The organism is Streptomyces sp. NPDC048516 (assembly GCF_043199875.1).
Taxonomy (GTDB): Bacteria; Actinomycetota; Actinomycetes; order Streptomycetales; family Streptomycetaceae; genus Streptomyces.
Genome location: NZ_JBICWS010000019.1, coordinates 38,043 through 59,976, shown reverse-complemented (window position 1 = coordinate 59,976; position 21,934 = coordinate 38,043). Strand labels below are relative to the sequence as shown.

General features: G+C 70.5%; 17 protein-coding genes. 14 read left to right on the top strand and 3 right to left on the bottom strand.

What is annotated here, in order from left to right:
• Positions 1–183 precede the first annotated feature (183 nt).
• From ACGFR7_RS30145 to ACGFR7_RS30130, 4 genes are all read left to right on the top strand, one after another.
• A complete protein-coding gene (locus tag ACGFR7_RS30145; RefSeq protein ID WP_393325312.1) occupies positions 184–843 on the top strand; it encodes a histidine phosphatase family protein in 660 nt (219 codons plus the stop codon).
• 11 nt (positions 844–854) lie between these two features.
• Positions 855–1,763 carry an ADP-ribosylglycohydrolase family protein gene (locus ACGFR7_RS30140; protein ID WP_393325311.1) on the top strand — a complete coding sequence of 303 codons (909 nt, stop codon included), beginning with the start codon at positions 855–857 and terminating at the stop codon, positions 1,761–1,763.
• 316 nt (positions 1,764–2,079) lie between these two features.
• Positions 2,080–2,781: a ribonuclease HII gene (locus tag ACGFR7_RS30135; protein WP_393325310.1), complete on the top strand. Its 702-nt coding sequence runs from the start codon at positions 2,080–2,082 to the stop codon at positions 2,779–2,781.
• 66 nt (positions 2,782–2,847) lie between these two features.
• Complete coding sequence (locus tag ACGFR7_RS30130; protein ID WP_393325308.1) at positions 2,848–3,501, top strand: hypothetical protein; 654 nt, start codon at positions 2,848–2,850, stop codon at positions 3,499–3,501.
• A 309-nt stretch (positions 3,502–3,810) separates the two neighbouring features.
• Here ACGFR7_RS30130 and ACGFR7_RS30125 read toward each other — a convergent pair whose 3' ends face one another.
• Both ACGFR7_RS30125 and ACGFR7_RS30120 read right to left on the bottom strand, forming a co-directional pair.
• On the bottom strand, positions 3,811–4,521 hold the full coding sequence (locus ACGFR7_RS30125) for a hypothetical protein (RefSeq protein ID WP_393325307.1): 711 nt from the start codon (positions 4,519–4,521) through the stop codon (positions 3,811–3,813).
• A gap of 229 nt (positions 4,522–4,750) precedes the next feature.
• Positions 4,751–6,916 carry a RecQ family ATP-dependent DNA helicase gene (locus ACGFR7_RS30120; protein ID WP_393325305.1) on the bottom strand — a complete coding sequence of 722 codons (2,166 nt, stop codon included), beginning with the start codon at positions 6,914–6,916 and terminating at the stop codon, positions 4,751–4,753.
• Positions 6,917–7,041: 125 nt separating this feature from the next.
• Here ACGFR7_RS30120 and ACGFR7_RS30115 point away from each other — a divergent pair, with 125 nt between their 5' ends.
• The 6 genes from ACGFR7_RS30115 (at position 7,042) to ACGFR7_RS30090 (ending at position 16,474) form a co-directional block, all read left to right on the top strand.
• Positions 7,042–8,703: a DUF4192 family protein gene (locus ACGFR7_RS30115; protein ID WP_393325304.1), complete on the top strand. Its 1,662-nt coding sequence runs from the start codon at positions 7,042–7,044 to the stop codon at positions 8,701–8,703.
• Between the two features lie 215 nt (positions 8,704–8,918).
• The gene (locus tag ACGFR7_RS30110; RefSeq protein ID WP_393325303.1) at positions 8,919–10,910 is read left to right on the top strand and encodes a glycogen debranching N-terminal domain-containing protein; all 1,992 of its coding nucleotides are present in this window, start codon (positions 8,919–8,921) and stop codon (positions 10,908–10,910) included.
• Positions 10,911–10,959: 49 nt separating this feature from the next.
• On the top strand, positions 10,960–11,724 hold the full coding sequence (locus ACGFR7_RS30105; protein WP_206739654.1) for an NUDIX domain-containing protein: 765 nt from the start codon (positions 10,960–10,962) through the stop codon (positions 11,722–11,724).
• Between the two features lie 845 nt (positions 11,725–12,569).
• The gene (locus ACGFR7_RS30100) at positions 12,570–13,571 is read left to right on the top strand and encodes a FadR/GntR family transcriptional regulator (RefSeq protein ID WP_393325301.1); all 1,002 of its coding nucleotides are present in this window, start codon (positions 12,570–12,572) and stop codon (positions 13,569–13,571) included.
• Positions 13,572–13,968: 397 nt separating this feature from the next.
• Complete coding sequence (locus ACGFR7_RS30095) at positions 13,969–15,528, top strand: RNA polymerase sigma factor (RefSeq protein WP_393325299.1); 1,560 nt, start codon at positions 13,969–13,971, stop codon at positions 15,526–15,528.
• Between the two features lie 136 nt (positions 15,529–15,664).
• On the top strand, positions 15,665–16,474 hold the full coding sequence (locus ACGFR7_RS30090; RefSeq protein ID WP_393325297.1) for a serine protease: 810 nt from the start codon (positions 15,665–15,667) through the stop codon (positions 16,472–16,474).
• Between the two features lie 122 nt (positions 16,475–16,596).
• Here ACGFR7_RS30090 and ACGFR7_RS30085 read toward each other — a convergent pair whose 3' ends face one another.
• Positions 16,597–16,827: a hypothetical protein gene (locus ACGFR7_RS30085; RefSeq protein WP_003981845.1), complete on the bottom strand. Its 231-nt coding sequence runs from the start codon at positions 16,825–16,827 to the stop codon at positions 16,597–16,599.
• Between the two features lie 446 nt (positions 16,828–17,273).
• Here ACGFR7_RS30085 and ACGFR7_RS30080 point away from each other — a divergent pair, with 446 nt between their 5' ends.
• From ACGFR7_RS30080 to ACGFR7_RS30065, 4 genes are all read left to right on the top strand, one after another.
• Complete coding sequence (locus tag ACGFR7_RS30080) at positions 17,274–19,394, top strand: type IIA DNA topoisomerase subunit B (protein ID WP_393325296.1); 2,121 nt, start codon at positions 17,274–17,276, stop codon at positions 19,392–19,394.
• 157 nt (positions 19,395–19,551) lie between these two features.
• Complete coding sequence (locus ACGFR7_RS30075; RefSeq protein ID WP_393325295.1) at positions 19,552–20,040, top strand: DUF1453 domain-containing protein; 489 nt, start codon at positions 19,552–19,554, stop codon at positions 20,038–20,040.
• A 30-nt stretch (positions 20,041–20,070) separates the two neighbouring features.
• The gene (locus ACGFR7_RS30070; protein ID WP_393325293.1) at positions 20,071–21,237 is read left to right on the top strand and encodes a sensor histidine kinase; all 1,167 of its coding nucleotides are present in this window, start codon (positions 20,071–20,073) and stop codon (positions 21,235–21,237) included.
• On the top strand, positions 21,234–21,908 hold the full coding sequence (locus tag ACGFR7_RS30065) for a response regulator (RefSeq protein WP_393325291.1): 675 nt from the start codon (positions 21,234–21,236) through the stop codon (positions 21,906–21,908). Before ACGFR7_RS30070 ends, ACGFR7_RS30065 begins: the two co-directional genes overlap by 4 nt.
• Positions 21,909–21,934: the final 26 nt, after the last annotated feature.

Sequence of the window (21,934 nt, the reverse complement as noted above, 5' to 3'; positions counted from 1 at the left end):
TTTGTGTGGGGGAGGGAGAATGTCCGCTCGGATCTCCGTACGCGACACCGCCCGGTCCTGTGGGCGGCTCCTGCTCGCTGCGTGCAGCGGCGGTCTTGCCGGGGTGGTGGTGGAGCTGACCGCCCTGCTGTTGCCGTTCGGTCGTGTGCGGCAGGCGCAAAGCGGGAGATTTAGGCTGGCGGCATGGCTCGGCCCCGGCGCATCGTCCTCATCCGCCACGGAGAGTCGGCGGGAAATGTCGACGACACCGTGTACGAGCGGGAGCCAGATCATGCGCTCGCCCTCACCGAGACCGGGCTGGGGCAGGCGAAGGAGGCCGGTGGTCCGCTGCGCGAGATGTTCGGTGAGGAACGGATCTCCGGCTATGTCTCGCCCTACCGCCGCACCCACCAGACCTTCCGCGCGCTCGGCCTCGACCCGGCCAGGGTCCGGGTGCGCGAGGAGCCCCGGCTGCGCGAGCAGGACTGGGGGAACTGGCAGGACCGCGACGACGTACGACGGCAGAAGGCCTACCGCGACGCCTACGGCCACTTCTTCTACCGCTTCGCCCAAGGCGAGTCCGGTGCGGATGTCTACGACCGGGTCGGGGCGTTCCTGGAGAGCCTGTGGCGCAGTTTCGAGGACCCGGATCACCCGCCGAACGTCCTCATCGTCACGCACGGTCTCACCATGCGGCTGTTCTGTATGCGCTGGTTCCACTGGACGGTGGCCGACTTCGAGTCGCTGTCCAATCCGGGCAACGCGGAGTGGCGCACCTTGTTGCTCGGCCCGGACGGTCGCTACACCCTTGACCGGCCGTTCGCGCGCTGGTGTGTACCCGAGCCTTATGGCGTCACCGGTTAGAGTGCACAGCGATGAACCCCGACCACCGTGACGCAGACCGCTGTGCGCGAGCTCTGGCGAGCTTGCGCGGCCTTTCCGTGGGTGATGCGCTCGGATCCCAGTTCTTCGTGCCCGCCCATTACCCCTCGCTCAAGCGCCGCACACTGCCTCCTTCTCCCTGGCAGTGGACCGACGACACCGAGATGGCCTGTTCCGTCCTGGCCGTGCTCACTGCCCATGGCCGGGTCGACCAGGACGCACTCGCGCGCTCCTTCGCCGACCACCATGACTTCGACCGTGGCTACGGTCCGGCAGTCAACCGCATGCTGCGGCTGATTCGCGAGGGCGGCGACTGGCGCGAGCTGGCGTCGGGGCTCTTCAACGGCCAGGGTTCGTGGGGCAACGGAGCGGCCATGCGCATCGCTCCCCTCGGTGCCTGGTACGCCGACGACCCCGAGCAGGCCACCCACCAGGCGGAGATCTCCGCCTACACCACCCACCAGCACCGTGAGGCCGTCGTCGGCGCCATGGCCGTCGCTGCCGCTGCCGCCCTGGCGGCCGACCCGAGCCGTGACACCGGTCCCGAACAGCTGCTGGACGGCGTGCTGGAGCTGATCCCGCGCAGCGCCGTACAAGCCGGACTGCGCCGGGCCAGGGACATGCTCGACTACGCCGACTCCGGCACCGTCGCCGCCGTTCTGGGCTGCGGGCGGCGCACCAGTGCCCACGACACCGTGCCGTTCACCCTCTGGGCCGCGGCCCGGCATCTGGGCAACTATGAGCGGGCGTTTTGGACCACCGCTCAGGCGGGCGGCGATGTGGACACCACCTGCGCCATCGTCGGCGGCATCGTCGCGGCCGGCCGCGACGGCAACCCGCCCGAGGCGTGGCTGGACGGCACCGAACCGCTCCCGTCCTGGACGCCCGTCCTCGCCGACTGATCACTTCGCTCCGTCTCACGGCCGGCCTCCCCGCCTCGCTGCGACTCGTCCGCGTCCGTGCGCCGCCCGCTTACCGACGTCCTCCAAACGGCGTTTCCGGGCGGCGACTTCACCCCGCACGGTCCCGCTCGGGCAGCGGGGGCGGTGGCGTCCCGTGGCGGCCGCGCCTGGCCTCGGCCTGCTTGCATATACCCCTCGGTAGCGGAACCGAGGGGTCCTGTTCACCAGCCGCTCCCTCCATCGCCCACACCGATTGCCACCAGGTGGGGATCCGGTGCGGACGGCTGAGCCGAATAGGCGTAACCTTGCTGGCGCCATGCCGTACGAGCCCCCCACCCATTCCGTCGAGCGATCGTTGCGCGCCACGACGGGCGCCAAGATCGTTGCAGGTATCGACGAGGTCGGGCGCGGAGCGTGGGCCGGTCCGGTCAGCGTCTGCGCAGCCATCACCGGCCTGCGCCGGCCACCCGACGGACTCACCGATTCCAAGCTTCTGACCCCCAAGCGCCGCACCGAACTGTGTGATGTGCTCGGCACGTGGGTCACGTCGTACGCCCTGGGGCACTCCTCGCCGGAGGAGATCGACGAACTGGGCATGACCGCAGCCCTGCGGCTCGCGGCCGTACGCGCCCTGGAGGCGCTGCCGGTCCGGCCGGACGCGATCATTCTCGACGGCAAGCACGACTACCTGGGCGCGCCATGGCGGGTCCGCACGGTCATCAAGGGCGACCAGTCCTGTATCGCGGTCGCCGCCGCGTCCGTGATCGCCAAGGTGCGACGCGACGCGATGATGGCCGAACTGGGCCTGGTGTACGCCGACTTCGACTTCGCGGCCAACGCAGGCTACCCCTCGCCGACCCATCGCATTGCCCTGGAGGAGTACGGTCCTACGCCGCACCACCGAGTGTCGTGGTCCTACATGGATGCCCTGCCCCGCTGGCGGCATCTGAAGAAGGTGCGCATCACCCCCGAAGCAGCCGCTCTGGAAGCCGGTGGCCAACTCGGCTTCGATTTCTGAGCGGTACGGACATCAATTCGGTACCCGATGACGTGTTCCGCACTTACGTTTGATAGACATCCCTTTATGCCTCTCATCCCCGAGGAGCCTCAGATTCACGAGAGTGTCCCGGGTCCCCGCGCAACTCCGGCCGCCGGCCGCACCGCGTCGACCCCCCGTCCCGTTCCTGGTCCCGGTCCCCGCCCCGCGCCGCCGCGTGGCGCTCCCGCGGCCAGTGTCCGTCCGGGCAAGCCCGGACCTGCTGCCCCGCCGCGTGGGCCTGTCGCCGCTCCGCCGGCGCAGCGCACCAGCTCCCCGCAGCCGCCGCCCGCCGACAAGGCCGGCACCGCCGCGGAAGCACAGCTCCAGCTGATCCCGGCACCTGCCGCCGGTGCGGTCGACGCCGCCGACGAGGCCGTCGACCTGCTGCTGGACTCCGGGCGTGCGCCGGGCGAGATCCTGGTGCTGACCACCGGAGAAACGCACCCGTGGGCCGCGCATGAGCTGTCCTTCGGCGAAGCGTCCTACTGGGCCCAACACGACGCCGCGGACGACGTGTTCTACGCGGACGCCGGGGCCGGGCGTGCCACCGGCCGGCCCGTGGTGGTCGTCGCCGTCAACGGCGGTACGGACGAGGTCACCGCGCAGGCGCTGCCCGCGGCGATGGCCCGTGCCGGAGCGCTGCTGATCGTCTGCGGCGACCCGCAGCGGATCAACACCGTTCTCGGCGCACCCGCCTGACCCTGCCGGTTCGCAACAGCCCGTCGGCCCCCCAAGGCCGTCGGGCTCGCTTGCGTTCCCGCCGGACGAGATCGGACGGGGTTCCGGATGCCCGGCACGTCGCCTGGGGAGGGCTGCGGCTGTACCGGTCGAGGTGGTCCGTCTTCTGCTGGGTACCGGCACGCCGAGCGGGTGAGCCCTGCCGTGGGGGCCGGAGCGCCCGTGGGGAGACTGCCGTGTGTACCGGAACGCCCGGTGAGGTGCCCCCGGTTTCCGCCACCTGACGGAAGCCAGGGCCGCCGGACGCCGGATGTATGTCCGCTGGTCCGCTCAGCGTGCTGCTGTGTGCCGATGAGCTTCCGGGGCGCCGCCTCCCGCGCGCCGCGCCCCCGGCCGGCCGCGGGCGGTGGGCGGATCCGCGGCCGTGTGCGGCGCATCCGCAGGCGTCGTGGTGCGACGTTTCTCCCGGGACCCGGCCGCTGTACGGCGTGATTCCATGACCGGTTCGTTCACGGACGGCGGCCTGGGGCGGCGCCCGCCCCGGCCCTCTCCCAGCACCTGCCAGCGATCCGGGGTCAGCGTGATGTACGCCCCGCAGCGGAGCCCGTGCAGGGTGCAGGCGTCACGCAGTCCCCACATCCATGCCCCGTCCGTCTCCGTCCAAAGGGGTTCGCCCTCACGGCAGTAGAGCAGCACGGCGGTCCGGACCGGGGCGCGCAGCCGCAGGTCGTGCGGGATGACCCGGCGCAGATGAGCCAGCAGGACATTGCGGAACTCCCAGCCGTCGGGGGCGGCCGTGAGCTCGGTGAAGGAGGCGCTGGCCGTCACCCGCTCATGGGTGTCGAGCACCGCGACGATGGCCGTCAACGGCACCGGCCGATGGCGGTCGTGCAGGCCGGTGACCACCTCACGGGGATTGCGGAGCAAGGGAATACCGGCCGAGGCCCATTCGGCGGGTTCCAGCATCCGGCCCAGTCGGGCGGCGGAGTCGGCGGACGGAGGCGGGGACACCTGCGGGTGCGGGGCGAAGCCGAAGGACACGTTCCTCCCATCGTCTACGCGTCCGTATCTCGGGCGGTGGCCAACCGTGCACGGGTACGCACCACGGCATGGCCCTGCCTGGCCACGGACGGCCGGTACGGGGAAGCAACTCCAATTCTTGCGGCCGCACCGGCATGCGGCAACGAGCAATTCCCGCCCACGACCGGAACCGCCCGGCGAGGGGTAAATGTCCCTGCTCGCGGCCGCATCGGGACAATGCCGTCCGCACCTAGCCCTGCACGGCCAGGACCAGCGGAAACACCTCCGCTGCCCCAGCTCTGCGCAGCAGCCGGGCGGCAACGGCCAGTGTCCAGCCGGTATCGGCGTAGTCGTCCACCAACAGCACGGGGCCGGCCGCCGACGCCAGTGCCTGCGCCAGCTCCGGCGGAACGCCCAGTGAACCGTGCAGCGCCCGCAGCCGCTGGGCACTGTTACTGCGCGGAATCCTGCCGTCGGCACCGTCGTCCACCGAGGTCACCGTGCCCAGGAACGGCATGCGGCCGACCGTGGCGATCCGCTCGGCCAGCGACCGGATCAGCTGCGGGCGGCTGTGCGAGGAGAGCGCGACGACACCCACCGGGCGGGCCGGGGCATCCGCCGCCCCCGAGGCCCAACCACCGGGTCCCTTGGCCCAGTCGGCGAGCACGGTGACCACTGCGGCCGCCACATCGTCGGGGACCGGGCCGTCCGGTGCCTGCGCCGCGAGCATCGGCCGGAGACGGTTGCCCCACCCGATGTCGGAGAGACGGCCCAGGGCGCGGCCGGTCGCCGCCAGCTCACCTGCCGGGATACGCCCCTTGAGATCGACACCGACGGCCGGCAGCCCCGTCGGCCACATCCGCCGCGGCTCCACCTCCACCCCGGGCCGCCCCAGCTCACCGCGCGCGGCATCCAGCGATGCGGCGGACACCTCGGTGGTGAACCGTGCCCCGGCACAGTTGTCGCAGCGGCCGCACGCCACGGCCGCCTCGTCGTCCAACTGCCGCCGCAGGAACTCCATCCGGCAGCCCGTCGTGGTGGCGTACTCCCGCATGGCCTGCTGCTCGGCCTCGCGCTGGCGAGACACCCACGCATAGCGCTCGGCGTCGTACGACCACGGCCGGCCGGTGGAGGTCCAGCCGCCCTTGACGCGCTGCACGGCGCCGTCCACATCGAGCACCTTGAGCATGATCTCCAGGCGCGAGCGGCGTAGTTCGACCTGTGGTTCCAGAGCCGGCAGCGACACCGGGCGGCCGGCGGCCGCCAGAACGTCCAGGGTCCGCCGCACCTGCTCCTCGGGCGGAAAAGCCAGTGAGGCAAAGTACTTCCAGATGGCCTCGTCCTCCCGCCCGGGCAGCAGCAGCACCTCGGCGTGCTTGACACCGCGCCCGGCCCGGCCCACCTGCTGGTAGTAGGCAATGGGGGACGACGGCGAGCCCATGTGCACCACGAAACCCAGGTCGGGTTTGTCGAAGCCCATGCCCAGCGCCGAGGTCGCCACCAGCGCCTTGACGCGGTTGGCGAGCAGATCGTCCTCGGCCTGCTGGCGGTCGGCATTCTCCGTCTTGCCGGTGTACGAGGAGACCGTGTGCCCCCGCTGGCGCAGGAAGGCGGTGACCTCCTCGGCGGCGGCAACGGTGAGCGTGTAGATGATCCCCGAGCCCGGCAGCTCGTGCAGATGATCGGCAAGCCAGGCGAGCCGGTGCGCGGCGTCCGGCAGCGGGAGGACAGCCAGACTCAGGCTCTCCCGGTCCAGCGGCCCCCTCAGCACCAGCGCCTCGGTGGAGCCCTCGCCCGTGCCGAGCTGTTCGGCGACATCGGCGGTCACCCGCGCGTTGGCCGTGGCGGTGGTGGCGAGCACCGGCACACCGGGAGGGAGGTCGGCGAGCATGGTGCGCAGCCGCCGGTAGTCCGGCCGGAAATCATGGCCCCAGTCGGAGATGCAGTGCGCTTCGTCGACCACCAGCAGACCGGTCGCCGCCGCGAGCTTGGGCAGCACCTGATCGCGGAAGTCGGGGTTGTTGAGCCGCTCCGGGCTGACCAGCAGGACATCCACGTCGCCCGCCGCCACCTCGGCCTGGACGGTGTCCCACTCCTCGGTGTTGGCGGAGTTGATCGTGCGGGCGCGGATGCCCGCCCGCGCGGCTGCCTCGACCTGATTGCGCATCAGCGCGAGCAGCGGGGAGACGATCACCGTCGGTCCGCTGCCGCGCTCGCGCAGCAGCGCCGTCGCGACGAAATAGACCGCGGACTTGCCCCAGCCCGTGCGCTGGACGACCAGCGCGCGGCGATGGTCGGCGACCAGCGCCTCGATGGCTCGCCACTGATCCTCGCGCAGCCTGGCCTCGCCGCCGGGATCCCCGACGAGGCGGGTCAGGACGGCGTCGGCTGCGGCACGCAGATCTTCGTTGCTCATACCCCCATGCAACCCGATGCCACTGACAACGCGCGAACGCCCGCCCGAAGCTGTGGATAACCTCGCCGCCCGAGAGTTATCCACAGGGGTCGCGGCGCAGCGGCCGGCCGCGGGATCTTCGAGCCATGAATCCGCACAGCGAACCGAGCAAGCGCATCGGCGACATCCACTCGACCCCCGCGTCCGTCGACCCCTCCGCCGCGAACCCCTCGAACTCTCCCCGCCCTCCTCGCACGCCGGAGCCACAGGTCCCTGCCGACCCGCCCGGCGCATCCGCAACATCCGGCCCCACGGCGCCTGCCGAGCCGGTTGGCCCCACCGAATCTGCCGGCTCACCGGCTCCCGCGGAGACCACAAGCCTGTCCAGCCCCTCCACCCCTTCCGACCCCATCGTCATCTCGCCCTCGTCCGGCCTCACCAACTCCATGGACCCGTCCATCCCATCCCGCCCCTCCCACTCCTCTGCCCCTTCCGACGCGCCCAAGTCCCCGTCCGCCGATGCCCAGGTCACCCTGCGCGGCCCGGCCGAGCTCGCCGACGCCCTGCCGTATTTGATGGGCTTCTATCCGGACGACAGCATCGTGATGGTCGCGCTGAACGGCGACCGCGGACGCTTCGGCGGCCGGGTCAGGATCGGCATCCCGACCGACACCGCGCAGTGGCCGGACGTTGCCGACCAGCTCGCCGAGTGCCTGATCTCCGCAGGCCAGGAGCGTGATACCCGTCCCGCGGCGATCATCGTCTACCTCTGCCAGGAGCCGGCGGCGGGGGAGAGCGGCAAGGACGTCAAAGACCGGCTCCGCCCGCTCGCCCAGCGTCTGCGCACCGCTTGCGGCACGCTCGACGTACCGGTTCTGGAAGCCCTGTGCCTCTCCAACGGCCGATTCTGGTCCTATTGCTGCCCCGACTTCCGGTGCTGCCCCGCGGAGGGCACGCCCATGGTCATGCCGGGCACGTCCGTGATGGCCGCGGCCGCTGCCTACGCGGGAATGCAGGTGCGCGGCTCCCTCAAGGAGATGGAGGCGAGGCTCACGCCCCGTACCGGGCGGCGGGCCGTGGAACAGGAGAAGGCGCTGGACGCGGCCGCCGGCGCGCTGGTTCCGCGCATGCTCCGGGGGGACGGCGCAGCCGCTGTGCGCCGGGACACCCTCGACCTGGCCGGCGCCATGATCCACCGCTTCCGTCAGGACACCCCCTCGGGCAGCAACCGGGCCAGGGACGCCTGTGACGACGCGCTGATCACCGATGCCGAGGCCGCCGACCTCATCCTCGGCCTCCAGGACCGGGTGACCCGCGACCGGGCAGCGGAGTGGATGGACGGCTCCGCCGCCGCGCCGGCCCTTCGGCTCTGGCGTGCCCTCGCCCGCCGCTGCGCCGGTGGCTATGTCGAACACGCGGTGGCACCGCTCACCCTCGCCGGCTGGGTCTGCTGGTCCACCGAGGACGGGCCCTCGGCGCGCGTCGCCCTCAGCTGCGCCTTGGCCCTCGACCCCGACTACACCTTCGCCCAGCTGCTGCACCGCGCCATCAACGAAGGCCTCGATCCGGAGCCACTGCGCCGCTGCCTGCGTGAGCAGCACCGGGAGCCGGTGAGCACAGCCGCACCCACCGCCCCGGCGCCCGCCGCCAGGAAGACGCCGCATTCCACGAAGCGCCCCGGGCCGAGCCGGCCCGGGGCGGGCAGCCGCCCCCGCGGACCGCGCGGTGGTACAGGCCCCGGCACCCGTACGACCGACGGGCGCGGCAGGCGCCGGGCCGGCCGGGACGGCGACCGGAGCCGGCGGTGACCGTGCCGTTGTGGCCCGGCCGGCGTGACCTGTGCGCCGGCCGGGCCGTTCACCCGAGTGGAGCAACCCGTACGGAGCCCCGACCTCATCAGGGAGCGCACCACGTGCCAGGCATCGTCCCCACTACGCGGCCGGCCCGCCGGCTCCCCGGAGAACGGCGCCCGCCGTCGCCCCGGGCCCCGCAGCCCCAGCCCGTCCACTCCTCACTCGTCTGTGTGGCCCTCCCGGCACTCGCCGTGTCCCCGGCGTCGGGGCAGCTGACCGGCCGCGGCATGGACGGTTTCTACCGCGACGGCCGACGGGTTCTGTCCCGCTGCGAACTGCGGGTCGCCGGTGACGAACCGCTCGTCGTCCAAGGACGATTGACCGACGCCGGACGGGCCCGGTTCATCGGAACGATCCGCGGTGCCGGAGAGCGAGGGCCGGATCCGGAGATCCGCGTGGAGCGGCTGCGATCCGCCGACGGCACCGAGCAGATCACGTTCCGCAGCAGTGCTGCCCGGCCCGTCCGGCTGGCGGTCGAGATCCGGCTGGGCACGGACCTCGCCGAGCTCGGGGCCATCGCCATCGGCCTCCCGGGCCCCGAACTGCGGGCCATTGTCCACGGGGGCGGGCTCCGCTGGTCGGGGACCGGTGTGCACGCGGTGGCGGTCGCGACGCCCTCGCCCGAGGACGTGCTGGCCTCGGCGGGTCTGCTGCGCTGGGCACTCGAGCTGCCGCCCGGCGGCCACCGCAGTATCGAACTGCGCACGTCACTGGAGTACGAGCCGGGCGGAAGGGGCCACCACAGGCGCGCGGCCGGCGCCTGCATCCCCGCACCGCGCACCGGGCCGGTCTCCCGTCGAACGCGCAGCGACCGGCCACCACGCCCCTGGACGGCGGCCCGGCTGGAGTGCGACGACCGCCGGGCCGACTCCCTCATGGCGAGCAGCCTCGACGATCTCCACGGCCTGGTGATGCGGGACCCGGCCGCCGCCACGGACAGATATGTCACCGGCGGATTCCCGTGGCGCTGCGGCCTGGCACCGGTCGAGGCGCTGTGGGCCGCCCGGATGCTGCTGCCCCTGGGCACAAAGCTCGCCGCGGGCACGATGCGCGCGCTCGCCCGTAGCCAACAGGCCGCGCCAGGAGCAGATTTCGGCCGGATTCCCGGCGCTCTGCGGGATGCCGGCCCGCACTCCCCACCGAGCTGCACCGGCATCGAGGCAACCCTTCTGTTCCCCGCCGTTCTCGCTGAGGCCTGCCGCTGGGGCCTGCCCCCGCAGGAGGCGGAGCGGCTGCTGCCCGCCGCGGAGCGCTGCCTGACGTGGCTGAGGAGGATCACCGACCCACCGGGCGGGGGCCGCAGCGGCTACGTCCCCGATCCCGTGCCCGGCGGACCGTACCGGTGCGAGACCCAGGCCCATGCCCATCGCGCCGCTCTCCTGGGCGCCGATCTCCTCGAGGCCTCCCGGCCATCCGACGCGGCGGCCCTTCGTGACTGGGCAGCCGACCTGCGCACCCGGTTCCGCAGGGACTTCTGGCTGGAGGACCCGGCCGGCGGCCGCCCAGCCGCCCTGCTCACCGCAGACGGCCGGCCCGTCCCGCACTTCGGCTCCACCACAGCCCACCTCTTGGACACCGGGCTGCTCGGTGGCGGGACTCCGGCCCCTGGCCTGCTGGACGCTGCTCAGACCGACCAGCTGGCCGGGTTGCTGGCCGGCCCGGCCATGGACTCGGGGTGGGGCCTGCGCGGGCTGAGCGCCAAGGAGAGCGGCTACAACCCCTTCGGCCACCGCACCGGCGCGGTCCGTGTCCACGAGACGGCGGTCGCCGCCGCCGGCCTGGCCACAGCCGGTCACGAGCCGGCAGCCGGCAGCCTGATCAAAGGAGTGCTCGACGCCGCGGAGAGCTTCGGGTACCGCCTCCCCGAGATGTACGCAGGCGAGCAGCGCACCGCCGGCGGCGCCCCCGTACCGCATCCGGCGGCCTGCCGCCCCGCTGCCGTGGCGGCGGGCGGCGCGGTCCACATACTCGTCGCGCTCGCCGGCCTGCGCCCGGACGTCCCCGCCGGAACGGTGTCCGTACGGCCGCTCGGGACCGCCCCGCTCGGCGCGATGCAGCTCACCGGTCTGTGTGTCGCAGAGCAGCCGTTCGGCGTACGGATCAGCAGACTCGGCATGGGGATGGTGGAGACGGCGGCAGAAGGCCTGCAGCTGGGGTCGTGAGGTGCTCCGGGGCCTGTTTATCGTCAAGCGGACGACTATGATCACGCCCATGCCTCCCTACGACCCGTCGGCTTTCCCGCCCTTCGCCGTCACCGTCGATCTGGTCGTGCTCACCGTGCGCCGCCACGCCCTGTGCGCGCTGGCCGTGCGCCGCGGTGAGCCGCCGTTCCAGGGCCGCTGGGCCCTGCCCGGCGGATTCGTCCGGGGCGATGAGGACCTTGAGGCCGCGGCCGCCCGGGAGCTCGCCGAGGAGACCGGTCTGCACGCCCAGTCCCCGGCCGGCCCGTCCCCCGTGTACGGCGCACACCTCGAACAGCTCGCCACCTACGGCGACCCCAAGCGGGACCCGCGGATGCGGGTCGTCAGTGTCGCGCACCTGGTACTCGCCCCCGACCTGCCCGCACCCACGGCCGGCGGTGACGCCCACAGCGCGCGCTGGGCACCCGTGGAGACTCTGCTGGAACAGGACGACGCTCTCGCCCGCGAGGGCGAGCTTGCGGCCCCGCTGGCCTTCGACCACGCCCGGATCCTCGCCGACGGCGTGGAGCGCGCCCGCTCGAAGATCGAATACTCCTCGCTCGCCACCGCCTTCTGCCCGCCGGAGTTCACCGTGGGGGAGCTGCGCCGGGTGTACGAGGCGGTCTGGGCCGTCGCCCTGGATCCCCGTAATTTCCACCGCAAGGTGACCGGCACCCCTGGGTTCCTGGTGCCCACAGGCGGCACGACGACGCGTCAGGGCGGCCGCCCCGCACAGTTGTTCCGCGCCGGTGGGGCGACGCTGCTCAATCCGCCGATGCTGCGCCCCGAGGTCTGAGCCCGGACAGCGTCACGGTACCGCGGGGCTGAAGTTCACCCGCAGTGACACGATAGGCCATCAGGCCTGCTCGATTACGGGAAAATAGGACATAAGGCTGTACTGTGGCCGAGTGAGTCCCTTCGTGCCCCAGGAAGTTCCCGACCGGCCTCACGCCCCGTCAGTGGTGCGGTGCCTCGCGCTGCCAGGCCGTGCGGCGGGTGCTGTGGCCCGCCTCCGTCCATGGTCGGCGCCTTCGTTCGCGCAGCGCTGTCCGCACGCGCCGCCGCCCCGTTAGCGTCCCGCTGCGGCCCGGGCGGCGACCGCCCGTCCGGCCCGTGACTGTCCGTCCGCCGGGCGACCCGGTGCCCCTTCCCGCTCCCCTCGGCTTCGATGCCGCGTCCGAGGGTTCCGCGATTGCCCTTATCGAGCGCGCCATGTCGAGTGCCTTGCTCTCGCTGCCAGTTGAACGGGTCGCCGAACGGCTGGTTTCAGGCCGGATTATTGACCTTCGATGTATTCCGTTCCGTCGCAACGGGTCTTGCCGACAAGTGCCTTCACAGCCCTCGACGGGGGTGTGGTCTGTCGGCCGGCGGCCGCGTCAAGCACCCCTTCGCAATTGACCAAGGCGCACCTGTTCGTGATGTGGCTCTCACCTCAACCTGCAGACGGTGTACCGGTGTTGTGGATCACCGGTCTGGTCTGCGGCTATGCGCTCGCGGTGCCGTGCGGCTCCATTCGCTGATCGAGTAAGGCATATATTTTGACGCTCTGTTGTTGCGGCCGCTGTCCACAACTCGCCATGGAGAGCGCATTTCTTTCCGATAAAGCGTCAATTCGGGGATGGGGGGCGATCACCCTTTCGTGTGCTTTTCACCAAAGACCTCAAGGGTGTTCAGGGTGTCGCCGACAAAAGATGCGTGAGTACCCTTGCGCACACCATGATGACCGCGGCTCGCCCCGGCGACACCGGCCTCGCAGGCCCGGGCGAGCTTGACCGCTACCCCTACGCGAACGCCGCCAACGCCGCGAACGCCAACAACGCAGCCGGCCATGACCGTGCCGGGCGCGTTTCGCAGGTCTGGGACAGCTCCGAGGCCGACATCGGCCGGGTCGGCCGTCGCGCCGCCGGCAGCCGCGGTCGCGGCCTGCACGGCCAACTCGTCCAACAGCTCGGCCAGATGATCGTCTCCGGAGATCTCGGCGCCGACCGTCCGCTCGTCCCCGAGGAGATCGGCCAGCGCTTCGAGGTCTCCCGCACCGTCGTCCGTGAATCGCTGCGGGTCCTCGAGGCCAAGGGCCTCGTCAGCGCTCGCCCGAACGTGGGGACCCGGGTGCGCCCGGTCAGCGACTGGAATCTCCTCGACCCCGACATCATCGAATGGCGGGCCTACGGACCTCAGCGTGACGACCAGCGCCGTGAGCTCTCCGAGCTGCGCTGGACGATCGAGCCCCTCGCCGCCCGGCTCGCCGCCGGCCACGGCCGTGAGGACATCCAGCAGCGGCTGGCCGACATGGTCGAGATCATGGGTCACTCCGCGGCCCAGGGCGACACCATGACCTTCTCCCGCGCCGACGCCGAGTTCCACTCGCTGCTGCTGCAGCTCGCCGGCAACCGCATGCTCGAGCACCTCTCGGGCATCGTCTCCGCCGCCCTGCATGTCTCCGGCGGCCCCGGTGGCGGCTGTGAGCGGCCGGTCGAGACCTCCGTCGGCCAGCACATGCGGGTCGTCGACGCCATCGGCTCGGGCGACGCCACGGCAGCTGAATCCGCGATGCGCCAGCTCCTCGCCGCCCATGGCGAGATCGGCGGCCAGGGCTCCGGGACGCCCGTGGACCACGTCGTCCCCGCGCCCCGCGAGCACTGAAGGCCCGTACCCGACCGTGTACGGGCCGTAGGCGCCGCGCGGCCCCGTGCCCTGCGCGCCCCTCGGGGCAGGGCACGCCGTACGCGGCGAGGCGCAGAGATTTCGCCGGATCCGTGTCATCGACCGGATCCGGCGACAGGTCTTGGGAGGATTGCATGTCATATGACTGGGAATGGGTCGTTATGGGGTGTGACTCGGGCCACGCAGTTTGGGCGTAACGCTCTTCCGGGAAGCGCGATGACTTAAGAGGTGATAGCCGAGGAGGGAATACGAGCGGCGTTCGTGACGCTGTTCAACTCCCCGGTTGCCCCTGCGCCGTCGGTCCATCCCCACCGGCGGTCGTCGGCTCCGATCCACAGTGGACGGGGTCGGAAGCCGTTTCCATCGTTCCGAGAGGTTGTTCGTGTCGGCCAGCACATCCCGTACGCTCCCGCCGGAGATCGCCGAGTCCGAGTCTGTGATGGCGCTCATCGAGCGGGGAAAGGCAGATGGGCAGATCGCCGGCGATGACGTGCGTCGGGCCTTCGAGGCTGACCAGATTCCGCCAACCCAGTGGAAGAACGTTCTGCGCAGCCTCAACCAGATCCTCGACGAGGAGGGTGTGACGCTGATGGTCAGTGCCGCAGAGGCGCCCAAGCGCACCCGCAAGAGCGTCGCAGCGAAGAGTCCGGCGAAGCGCACCGCCACCAAGACCGTCGCGGCCAAGGCCGCCACGGTCAAGAAGACCACCGCCGCCGCGGCCCCCGCCCCTGTGGCGGACCCGTCGGCCGATGAGTCCGAGTCCGCGCCTGCGAAGAAGGCAGCGGCGAAGAAGGCGACCGCCAAGAAGACGGTCGCGAAGAAGGCCACGGCCAAGAAGGCCACCGCCAAGAAGACCGCGTCCAAGAAGGACGTCGACGAGCTGCTCGACGACGAGGTGACCGAGGAAGCCCCGGCGCCCGGCAAGGGTGAGGCTCCCGAGGCCGCCGAGGGCGCGGAGAACGCCGGTTTCGTCCTGTCCGACGACGACGAGGACGACGCCCCGGCACAGCAGGTCGCCGCGGCCGGCGCCACCGCCGACCCGGTCAAGGACTACCTCAAGCAGATCGGAAAGGTCCCGCTCCTCAACGCCGAGCAGGAAGTGGAGCTCGCCAAGCGCATCGAGGCGGGTCTGTTCGCCGAGGACAAGCTGGCGAACTCCGACAAGCTCGCACCGAAGCTCAAGCGTGAGCTGGAGATCATCGCCGAGGACGGCCGCCGGGCGAAGAACCACCTCCTGGAGGCCAACCTCCGTCTGGTCGTCTCCCTGGCCAAGCGGTACACGGGCCGCGGCATGCTGTTCCTGGACCTGATCCAGGAGGGCAACCTCGGTCTGATCCGTGCGGTCGAGAAGTTCGACTACACCAAGGGCTACAAGTTCTCGACCTACGCCACGTGGTGGATCCGTCAGGCCATCACCCGTGCCATGGCCGACCAGGCCCGTACGATCCGTATCCCCGTCCACATGGTCGAGGTCATCAACAAGCTCGCGCGCGTCCAGCGCCAGATGCTCCAGGACCTGGGCCGTGAGCCCACCCCGGAGGAGCTGGCCAAGGAACTCGACATGACCCCCGAAAAGGTCATCGAGGTCCAGAAGTACGGCCGCGAGCCGATCTCGCTGCACACCCCGCTGGGCGAGGACGGCGACAGCGAGTTCGGTGACCTCATCGAGGACTCCGAGGCGGTCGTCCCGGCCGACGCGGTCAGCTTCACGCTTCTGCAGGAGCAGCTGCACTCGGTTCTGGACACCCTCTCCGAGCGGGAGGCCGGCGTCGTGTCCATGCGCTTCGGCCTCACCGACGGCCAGCCCAAGACGCTGGACGAGATCGGCAAGGTCTACGGCGTCACGCGTGAGCGGATCCGTCAGATCGAGTCGAAGACGATGTCGAAGCTGCGTCACCCGTCGCGCTCCCAGGTGCTGCGCGACTACCTCGACTAGTCCGACCGCCCCAAGAGCGCCACGAGCCCGGTCACTCCTAACTGGAGTGGCCGGGCTCGCGCTCGTCCGGGGTGCGCCGGGCCGCCGTTTGGGTCACTCTGGGTGTGCGCGCACTGTCTTGGAGTCAGGAGTCCGAATGCGCCCGACCGCACATGCTGCCCTCGGCGCCCTCGCGCTGGTCCTCGCCCTGCCGGTGTCGGCGGCTGCGGACGAGTCGGTGATCGGCGGTAAGCCCGCAGTACTGGCACAGAGCCCCTGGGCGGTGGCACTGGCTTCCCATGAGCGCTTCGGGACCCAGCGCTCCGGCCAGTTCTGCGGCGGTGTGCTCGTCGGGCACTCGACGGTGGTGACGGCGGCGCACTGTCTGAGCAAGGAGGTGCTGGGCGTTCCCTGGCGGGAAGTGCGGGACCTGAGGATCGTCGTCGGGCGTGACAAGCTCAGCGCCGGTGGCGGTCAGGAACTCAAGCCGGCGAAGGTCTGGGTCAACCCGCGCTATGACAACTACACGAACGACGGCGACATGGCTGTCCTCACGCTGGACAAGCCGGTTCCGAACCGGCCCATCCCGATAGCGGGACGGCAGGACGGCGCTTACCGGCCTGGCAATGCGGCCACGGTCTACGGCTGGGGGGACACCACAGGCGGAGGCAGCTACGCGTCACAGCTGCGCGCGGCACGCGTCAATGTGCTGCCCGATGCGGTCTGTGCGCGGGCGTATCCGGGCAGTGCCGACGGTACGTACAAGGCGCGGACGATGCTGTGTGCGGGGGCGCCGCGCGGCGGCCGTGACGCCTGCCAGGGGGACAGCGGCGGGCCGCTGGTCGTGCGCGGGCGGCTGGTGGGCCTGGTGTCGTGGGGCACCGGCTGCGGTCGGCCCGGCAGCCCCGGGGTCTATACGCGCGCCTCGGCGATTCTCCCGGCGGTGTCCGCAAACGGGGCCGGCTGACGGGCGCGGGGGGCTGACAGGCATGCCTGCGCGTACGAGTGCGGGCGGTGTCCCCGGTGGTGTCGGGGAACCGCCCGCGATACGGCGCTGGGCCGCTGCTCGCTCGTCGTGGATGCGAAGTGTCAGCGTTCCTCATCGGACGCGGACGCCGGAGAAGCGGTCAGCCGCTCCGTCTCGTCCTGTATTTCCGCGGCGATCTTCTTGAGTTCTGGCTCGAACTTGCGACCGTGGTGGGCGCAGAAGAGCAGTTCTCCGCCGGACATCAGGACGACGCGCAGGTATGCCTGGGCGCCGCAGCGGTCGCAGCGGTCAGCGGCCGTCAGCGGGCTCGCGGGTGTCAGAACAGTAGTCACGTCGCCTCTTCTCTAGCTCGACGAGCTGTCGTACCAGGGTCAACATCCAACCAGGCCGAAAACGTTCCCGCTCGTGCCTTTTCCTCGAAAAAATTCTCGGAGGGGGCCGGGTGCTGCCGGGTGGCGGCGAATGAGCCGTATTGCGTGGTGGTCTGATTCACGTTGGTTGCTGGATCTGTTGTCCTCCCGGCTGGCTTGCCGGTTGTTGATGAGGACGTGCCCGGAGCCTAAATGGTTCATGCCTCGAAGGGAACGTGATGTGCACGTCACTCGGACGTCACCCCATCGAGGGATCGAACGTACGAGCGAAATTCTACTACCATGGGCATGCTTACGGGTGGCGTCACATCGGCTCTACCAGGCCTCGGTACCCTCTGACGGGCGACACCGCCACAACCGAGTCCGCGGAATGCGGGCTGCCAGAAATTCAGCGAGGAGCGAACCGCGTGACCGCCGAGATGTCCGTGCCGTCCACCGCAGTGCTGACCGGGGCAGACCGGGACGGTTCCAACTACACCGCGCGGCATCTGCTCGTCCTCGAGGGGCTCGAGGCCGTCCGGAAACGCCCCGGTATGTATATCGGCTCGACGGACAGTCGTGGCCTGATGCACTGCCTGTGGGAGATCATCGACAACTCCGTCGATGAGGCGCTGGGCGGCTACTGCGACCACATCGAGGTGATCCTCCACGACGACGGGTCGGTGGAGGTCAGGGACAACGGCCGCGGCATCCCCGTGGACGTCGAGCCCAAGACCGGCCTCAGCGGCGTCGAGGTCGTGATGACCAAGCTGCACGCCGGCGGAAAGTTCGGCGGCGGCTCCTACGCGGCCTCCGGCGGTCTGCACGGCGTCGGCGCCTCGGTCGTCAACGCCCTCTCCGCCCGGCTCGACGTCGAGGTGGACCGCAGTAGCAAGACGCACTCGATCAGCTTCCGCCGTGGCGTCCCCGGCATCTTCACCGAATCGGGCCCCGACGCCCCCTTCGACCCGGGCAACGGCCTGCTCAAGGGCAAGCGGATCGCCAAGACGAAGACCGGCACCCGGGTGCGCTACTGGGCCGACCGGCAGATTTTCCTCAAGGACGCCAGGCTCTCCCTGGAGACGCTGTACGCCCGTGCCCGCCAGACCGCGTTCCTCGTACCCGGCCTGACCCTGGTCGTCCGTGACGAGCGGGGCGCCGACGGCGCCGGCAAGACAGAAGAGACGTTCCGCTACGACGGCGGCATCAGCGAATTCTGTGAGTACCTCGCGCAGGACAAGGCCGTCTGTGACGTGCTCCGGCTGACCGGCCAAGGCACCTTCAAGGAGACCGTGCCGGTCCTCGACGACCGCGGCCACATGACACCCACCGAGGTCACCCGGGAACTGGGCGTTGACATCGCGCTGCGCTGGGGTACCGGCTACGACGCGACGGTCAAGTCGTTCGTCAACATCATCGCGACGCCCAAGGGCGGCACTCACGTCTCCGGCTTCGAGCGGTCGGTCGCCAAGACGGTCAACGAGGTGCTGCGGTCGAGCAAGCTGTTGCGCGTCGCCGAGGACGACGTCGTCAAGGACGACGCCATGGAGGGCCTCACCGCCGTCGTGACGGTACGACTCGCGGAGCCGCAGTTCGAGGGCCAGACCAAGGAGGTGCTCGGCACCTCCGCCGCCTCGCGGATCGTCGCCCAGGTGGTGAGCAAGGAACTCAAGGCGTTCCTGACCTCCACCAAGCGGGACGACAAGCAGCAGGCGCGCGCCGTCATGGAGAAGATCGTCGCCGCGGCCCGGACGCGCATCGCCGCCCGTCAGCACAAGGAGGCCCAGCGGCGGAAGACGGCGCTGGAGTCCTCCTCGTTGCCGGCCAAGCTCGCGGACTGCCGCAGTGACGACGTCGACCGCAGCGAACTCTTCATCGTCGAGGGCGACTCGGCGTTGGGCACCGCAAAACTGGCCCGGAACTCGGAATTCCAGGCGCTGCTGCCCATCCGCGGCAAGATTCTGAATGTCCAGAAGTCATCGGTTTCGGACATGCTCAAGAATGCCGAGTGCGGCGCCATCATCCAGGTCATAGGGGCCGGATCCGGTCGTACCTTCGACATCGACACCGCTCGCTACGGCAAGGTCATCTTCCTGGCCGACGCGGACGTCGACGGCGCGCACATCCGCTGCCTGCTGCTGACGCTCTTCCAGCGCTATATGCGGCCCATGGTCGAGCAGGGCCGGGTGTTCTCCGCCGTCCCGCCGCTGCACCGGGTCGAACTGATCAACCCCAAAAAGGGCCAGGAAAAGTACATCTACACCTACTCGGACAACGAGCTGCGCCAGACCCTGCTCGAGCTCCAGCGCAAGAAGGTCCGCTACAAGGACAGCATCCAGCGCTACAAGGGCCTGGGTGAGATGGACGCCGACCAGCTCGCCGAAACGACCATGGACCCGCGCCACCGCACCCTGCGCCGCATCAACATCAGCGATCTCGAAGCGGCGGAGAAGGCCTTCGACCTCCTGATGGGCAACGAAGTCGCCCCCCGTAAGGAGTTCATCACCAACTCCGCGTCCACTCTGGACCGTTCGCGCATCGACACCTGACCGGACCGCAGCTCCCGACGGGCGCCTCTCCACCCCTGGGTGGACGGGCGCCCGTGGCATTTCCACCCGGCCCCCACCCTGGCTCCGATCCGGCCGTCGATACCGCTCCGTAGCGTCGGAAACGTCGAATTCCCCGTCCCACGGAGGGCCTGAGTCCATGAGCGGCTTGCTCAACATCGTTGTGATCACCATGGCGGTTGCATGGGTGTTCATCCGGCAGTTCACAGCGCGGCGCGTGACATCGGAAGGCAAGAAGTGGTGGCTGATTCCGGTCGTTCTGACGGTCCTGGCGGTGCGGCAGCCCGGCCTCCTGGACCCCGGGCACCAAACGGAGTCCGCCCTCCTGCTCGGCGTGGAGATCCTTATCGGGCTGGCCTGCGGTGTCGGCTGGGCGTGGACGACACGCATCTGGACGGACGCGGACGGCGTGGCCTGGAGCAAAGGAGGCTGGGCGGCGGCCGGTGTGTGGCTGTGCGGCATGGTGCTGCGGCTCGGTCTCATGGGCATCGCGGCGGCCGTGGGGGTCCACCAGGGCGGCGCGGCCACCATGCTCTCCGTTGCGGCGATGCTGCTGACCCGTGCCGGAGTCACCACCTGGCGGGCCCAGGCCCTGCAGCAGACGTACCGTGTCCCTGTTGCGGGCTGACGCTGCCGGGTGCCCTTGGAAGGACCGTACGTGCCGCTGAACTACTGGACGAGGTGGCCCCTGCGGGAGTCACTGTCCCGTGAGGGCGTCAGCGGCGCCCGGGTATGGATCGGCCGCACGGTGCGTGCCGTGGTGCTCGCCGGCCTGGTGTGGATCACCCTGACGGGGCCTGGCTTCACCGGCTGGGGGCGGGTGGCGGCGTGTGCGGGCATGGCCGTCACCGTCCTGGTTTTCCGCGGCTTCTTCCGCACGTCGCTGGCGCGCCGTCTGTGGCCGTCCCTCGGGCTGTTCGCAGTACTGGTGGCGGCGGCCTTCGGCTTCGAGTTCGCCGGGGCGCGGGTGCCGGCGATCGTGCTGTGGTGCGCCGGTGCCGTCATTGCCTTGGAGCGGCTTCCGCTGGGCGTCGCCGTACCGTGCGCCGCTGCAGCCCTCGGCTCGTATGCAGTGGTGGACCACGGCAACTGGATCACGACCACCGCGACCACCGTGGGTCTGGCGCTGGCGGGCTATGTCGTACGGCTGGATGCCGAGGCTCGCGGCAACGCCCAGCGGCTGCTGGCCCAGGAACGGGCTGCCCGCAAGGCGGAGGCCGAATCGGCGGCGCTCACCGAACGCGGGCGGATCGCACGCGAGATCCACGACGTCCTTGCCCACAGTCTCAGCGCCCAACTGGTGCACCTGGAGGCGGCACGGCAGCTGATCCAGCGCAGTACCGACCTTGAGGCGGACCGTGATCAGCTCCTGGACAGAGTGGTCGCGTGCCGGGGGATGGCCCGTGAAGGGCTGGACGGCACCCGTGAGGCGCTTTCCGCGCTACGGGGGGAGGTGATCCCGGTCGAGGACTTTCTGCGCCGCCTGACGGCCGCTGAGGGCATTCAGCTGGAGGTGGCGGGCGAGGGGCGTGCCTTGCCGGCGGAGGCGGGCCTCGCGGTCCGCAGGGTCGCCCAGGAGGCGCTGACGAACGTACGCAAGCACGCTCCGGGGGCACGGGTGAACGTGCGGTTGGAATACGGGAGGGACGGCGTAGGGCTGGAGGTGCGTGACTTCGGAGGCCGCGGTAAGCCCGGCGAGCTCGGGGACAGCGGCTCCGGATACGGTCTGCTCGGGATGCGGGAGCGCGCCGAACTTCTCGGCGGATCATTGGATTCCGGTCCCGACGAGGAGGGTTTCGTGGTGCGGCTGCGGGTGCCTGTATGACGGCACGCACAGTGACACGGGTGGTGGTCGCCGATGACCAGACGGTGGTGCGCGAGGGAATCGTGATGCTGCTGGGACTATTGCCGGGCATCGAGGTCGTCGGATCGGCCGCGGACGGCGCGGCCGCCATCCATCTCGTCGCCGAACTCCGTCCCGACGTCGTGCTGATGGACCTGCGGATGCCGCGCTGCGACGGTGTCGAGGCCACCCGGCGCATCCGTGCCGAGCATCCCGGTACTCAGGTCGTGGTGCTCACCACCTATGCGGACGACGACTCGCTCTTTCCCGCGCTGCAGGCCGGCGCCCGTGGCTATCTGACCAAGGACGCGGACGGCGATGAGATCGTCCGTGCCATCGACGGTGTGCTCGCGGGCGAAGCCGGTCTGTCGCCCACGATCCAGCGCAGGCTGCTGGAGCGCGTCGCAGAGCCCGTGCGGTCCCTGCCGCAGCCGCCTGATGCGCCTCCGGACGGCCTGACCACCCGCGAGGTGGAGGTGCTGCGGCTGGTCGCCGAGGGGCAGTCCAATCCGGAGATTGCGCGGACGCTGCACGTCTCCACCGCGACGGTGAAGACCCACATCAACAATCTCTTCGCCAAAGCGGGGCTGCGGGATCGGGCCCAAGCCATCCACTACGCGTACCGCCACGGCCTGGCACAACCGCTCGGATAGCCCATCACCTGATGGGGTGAAGGGTT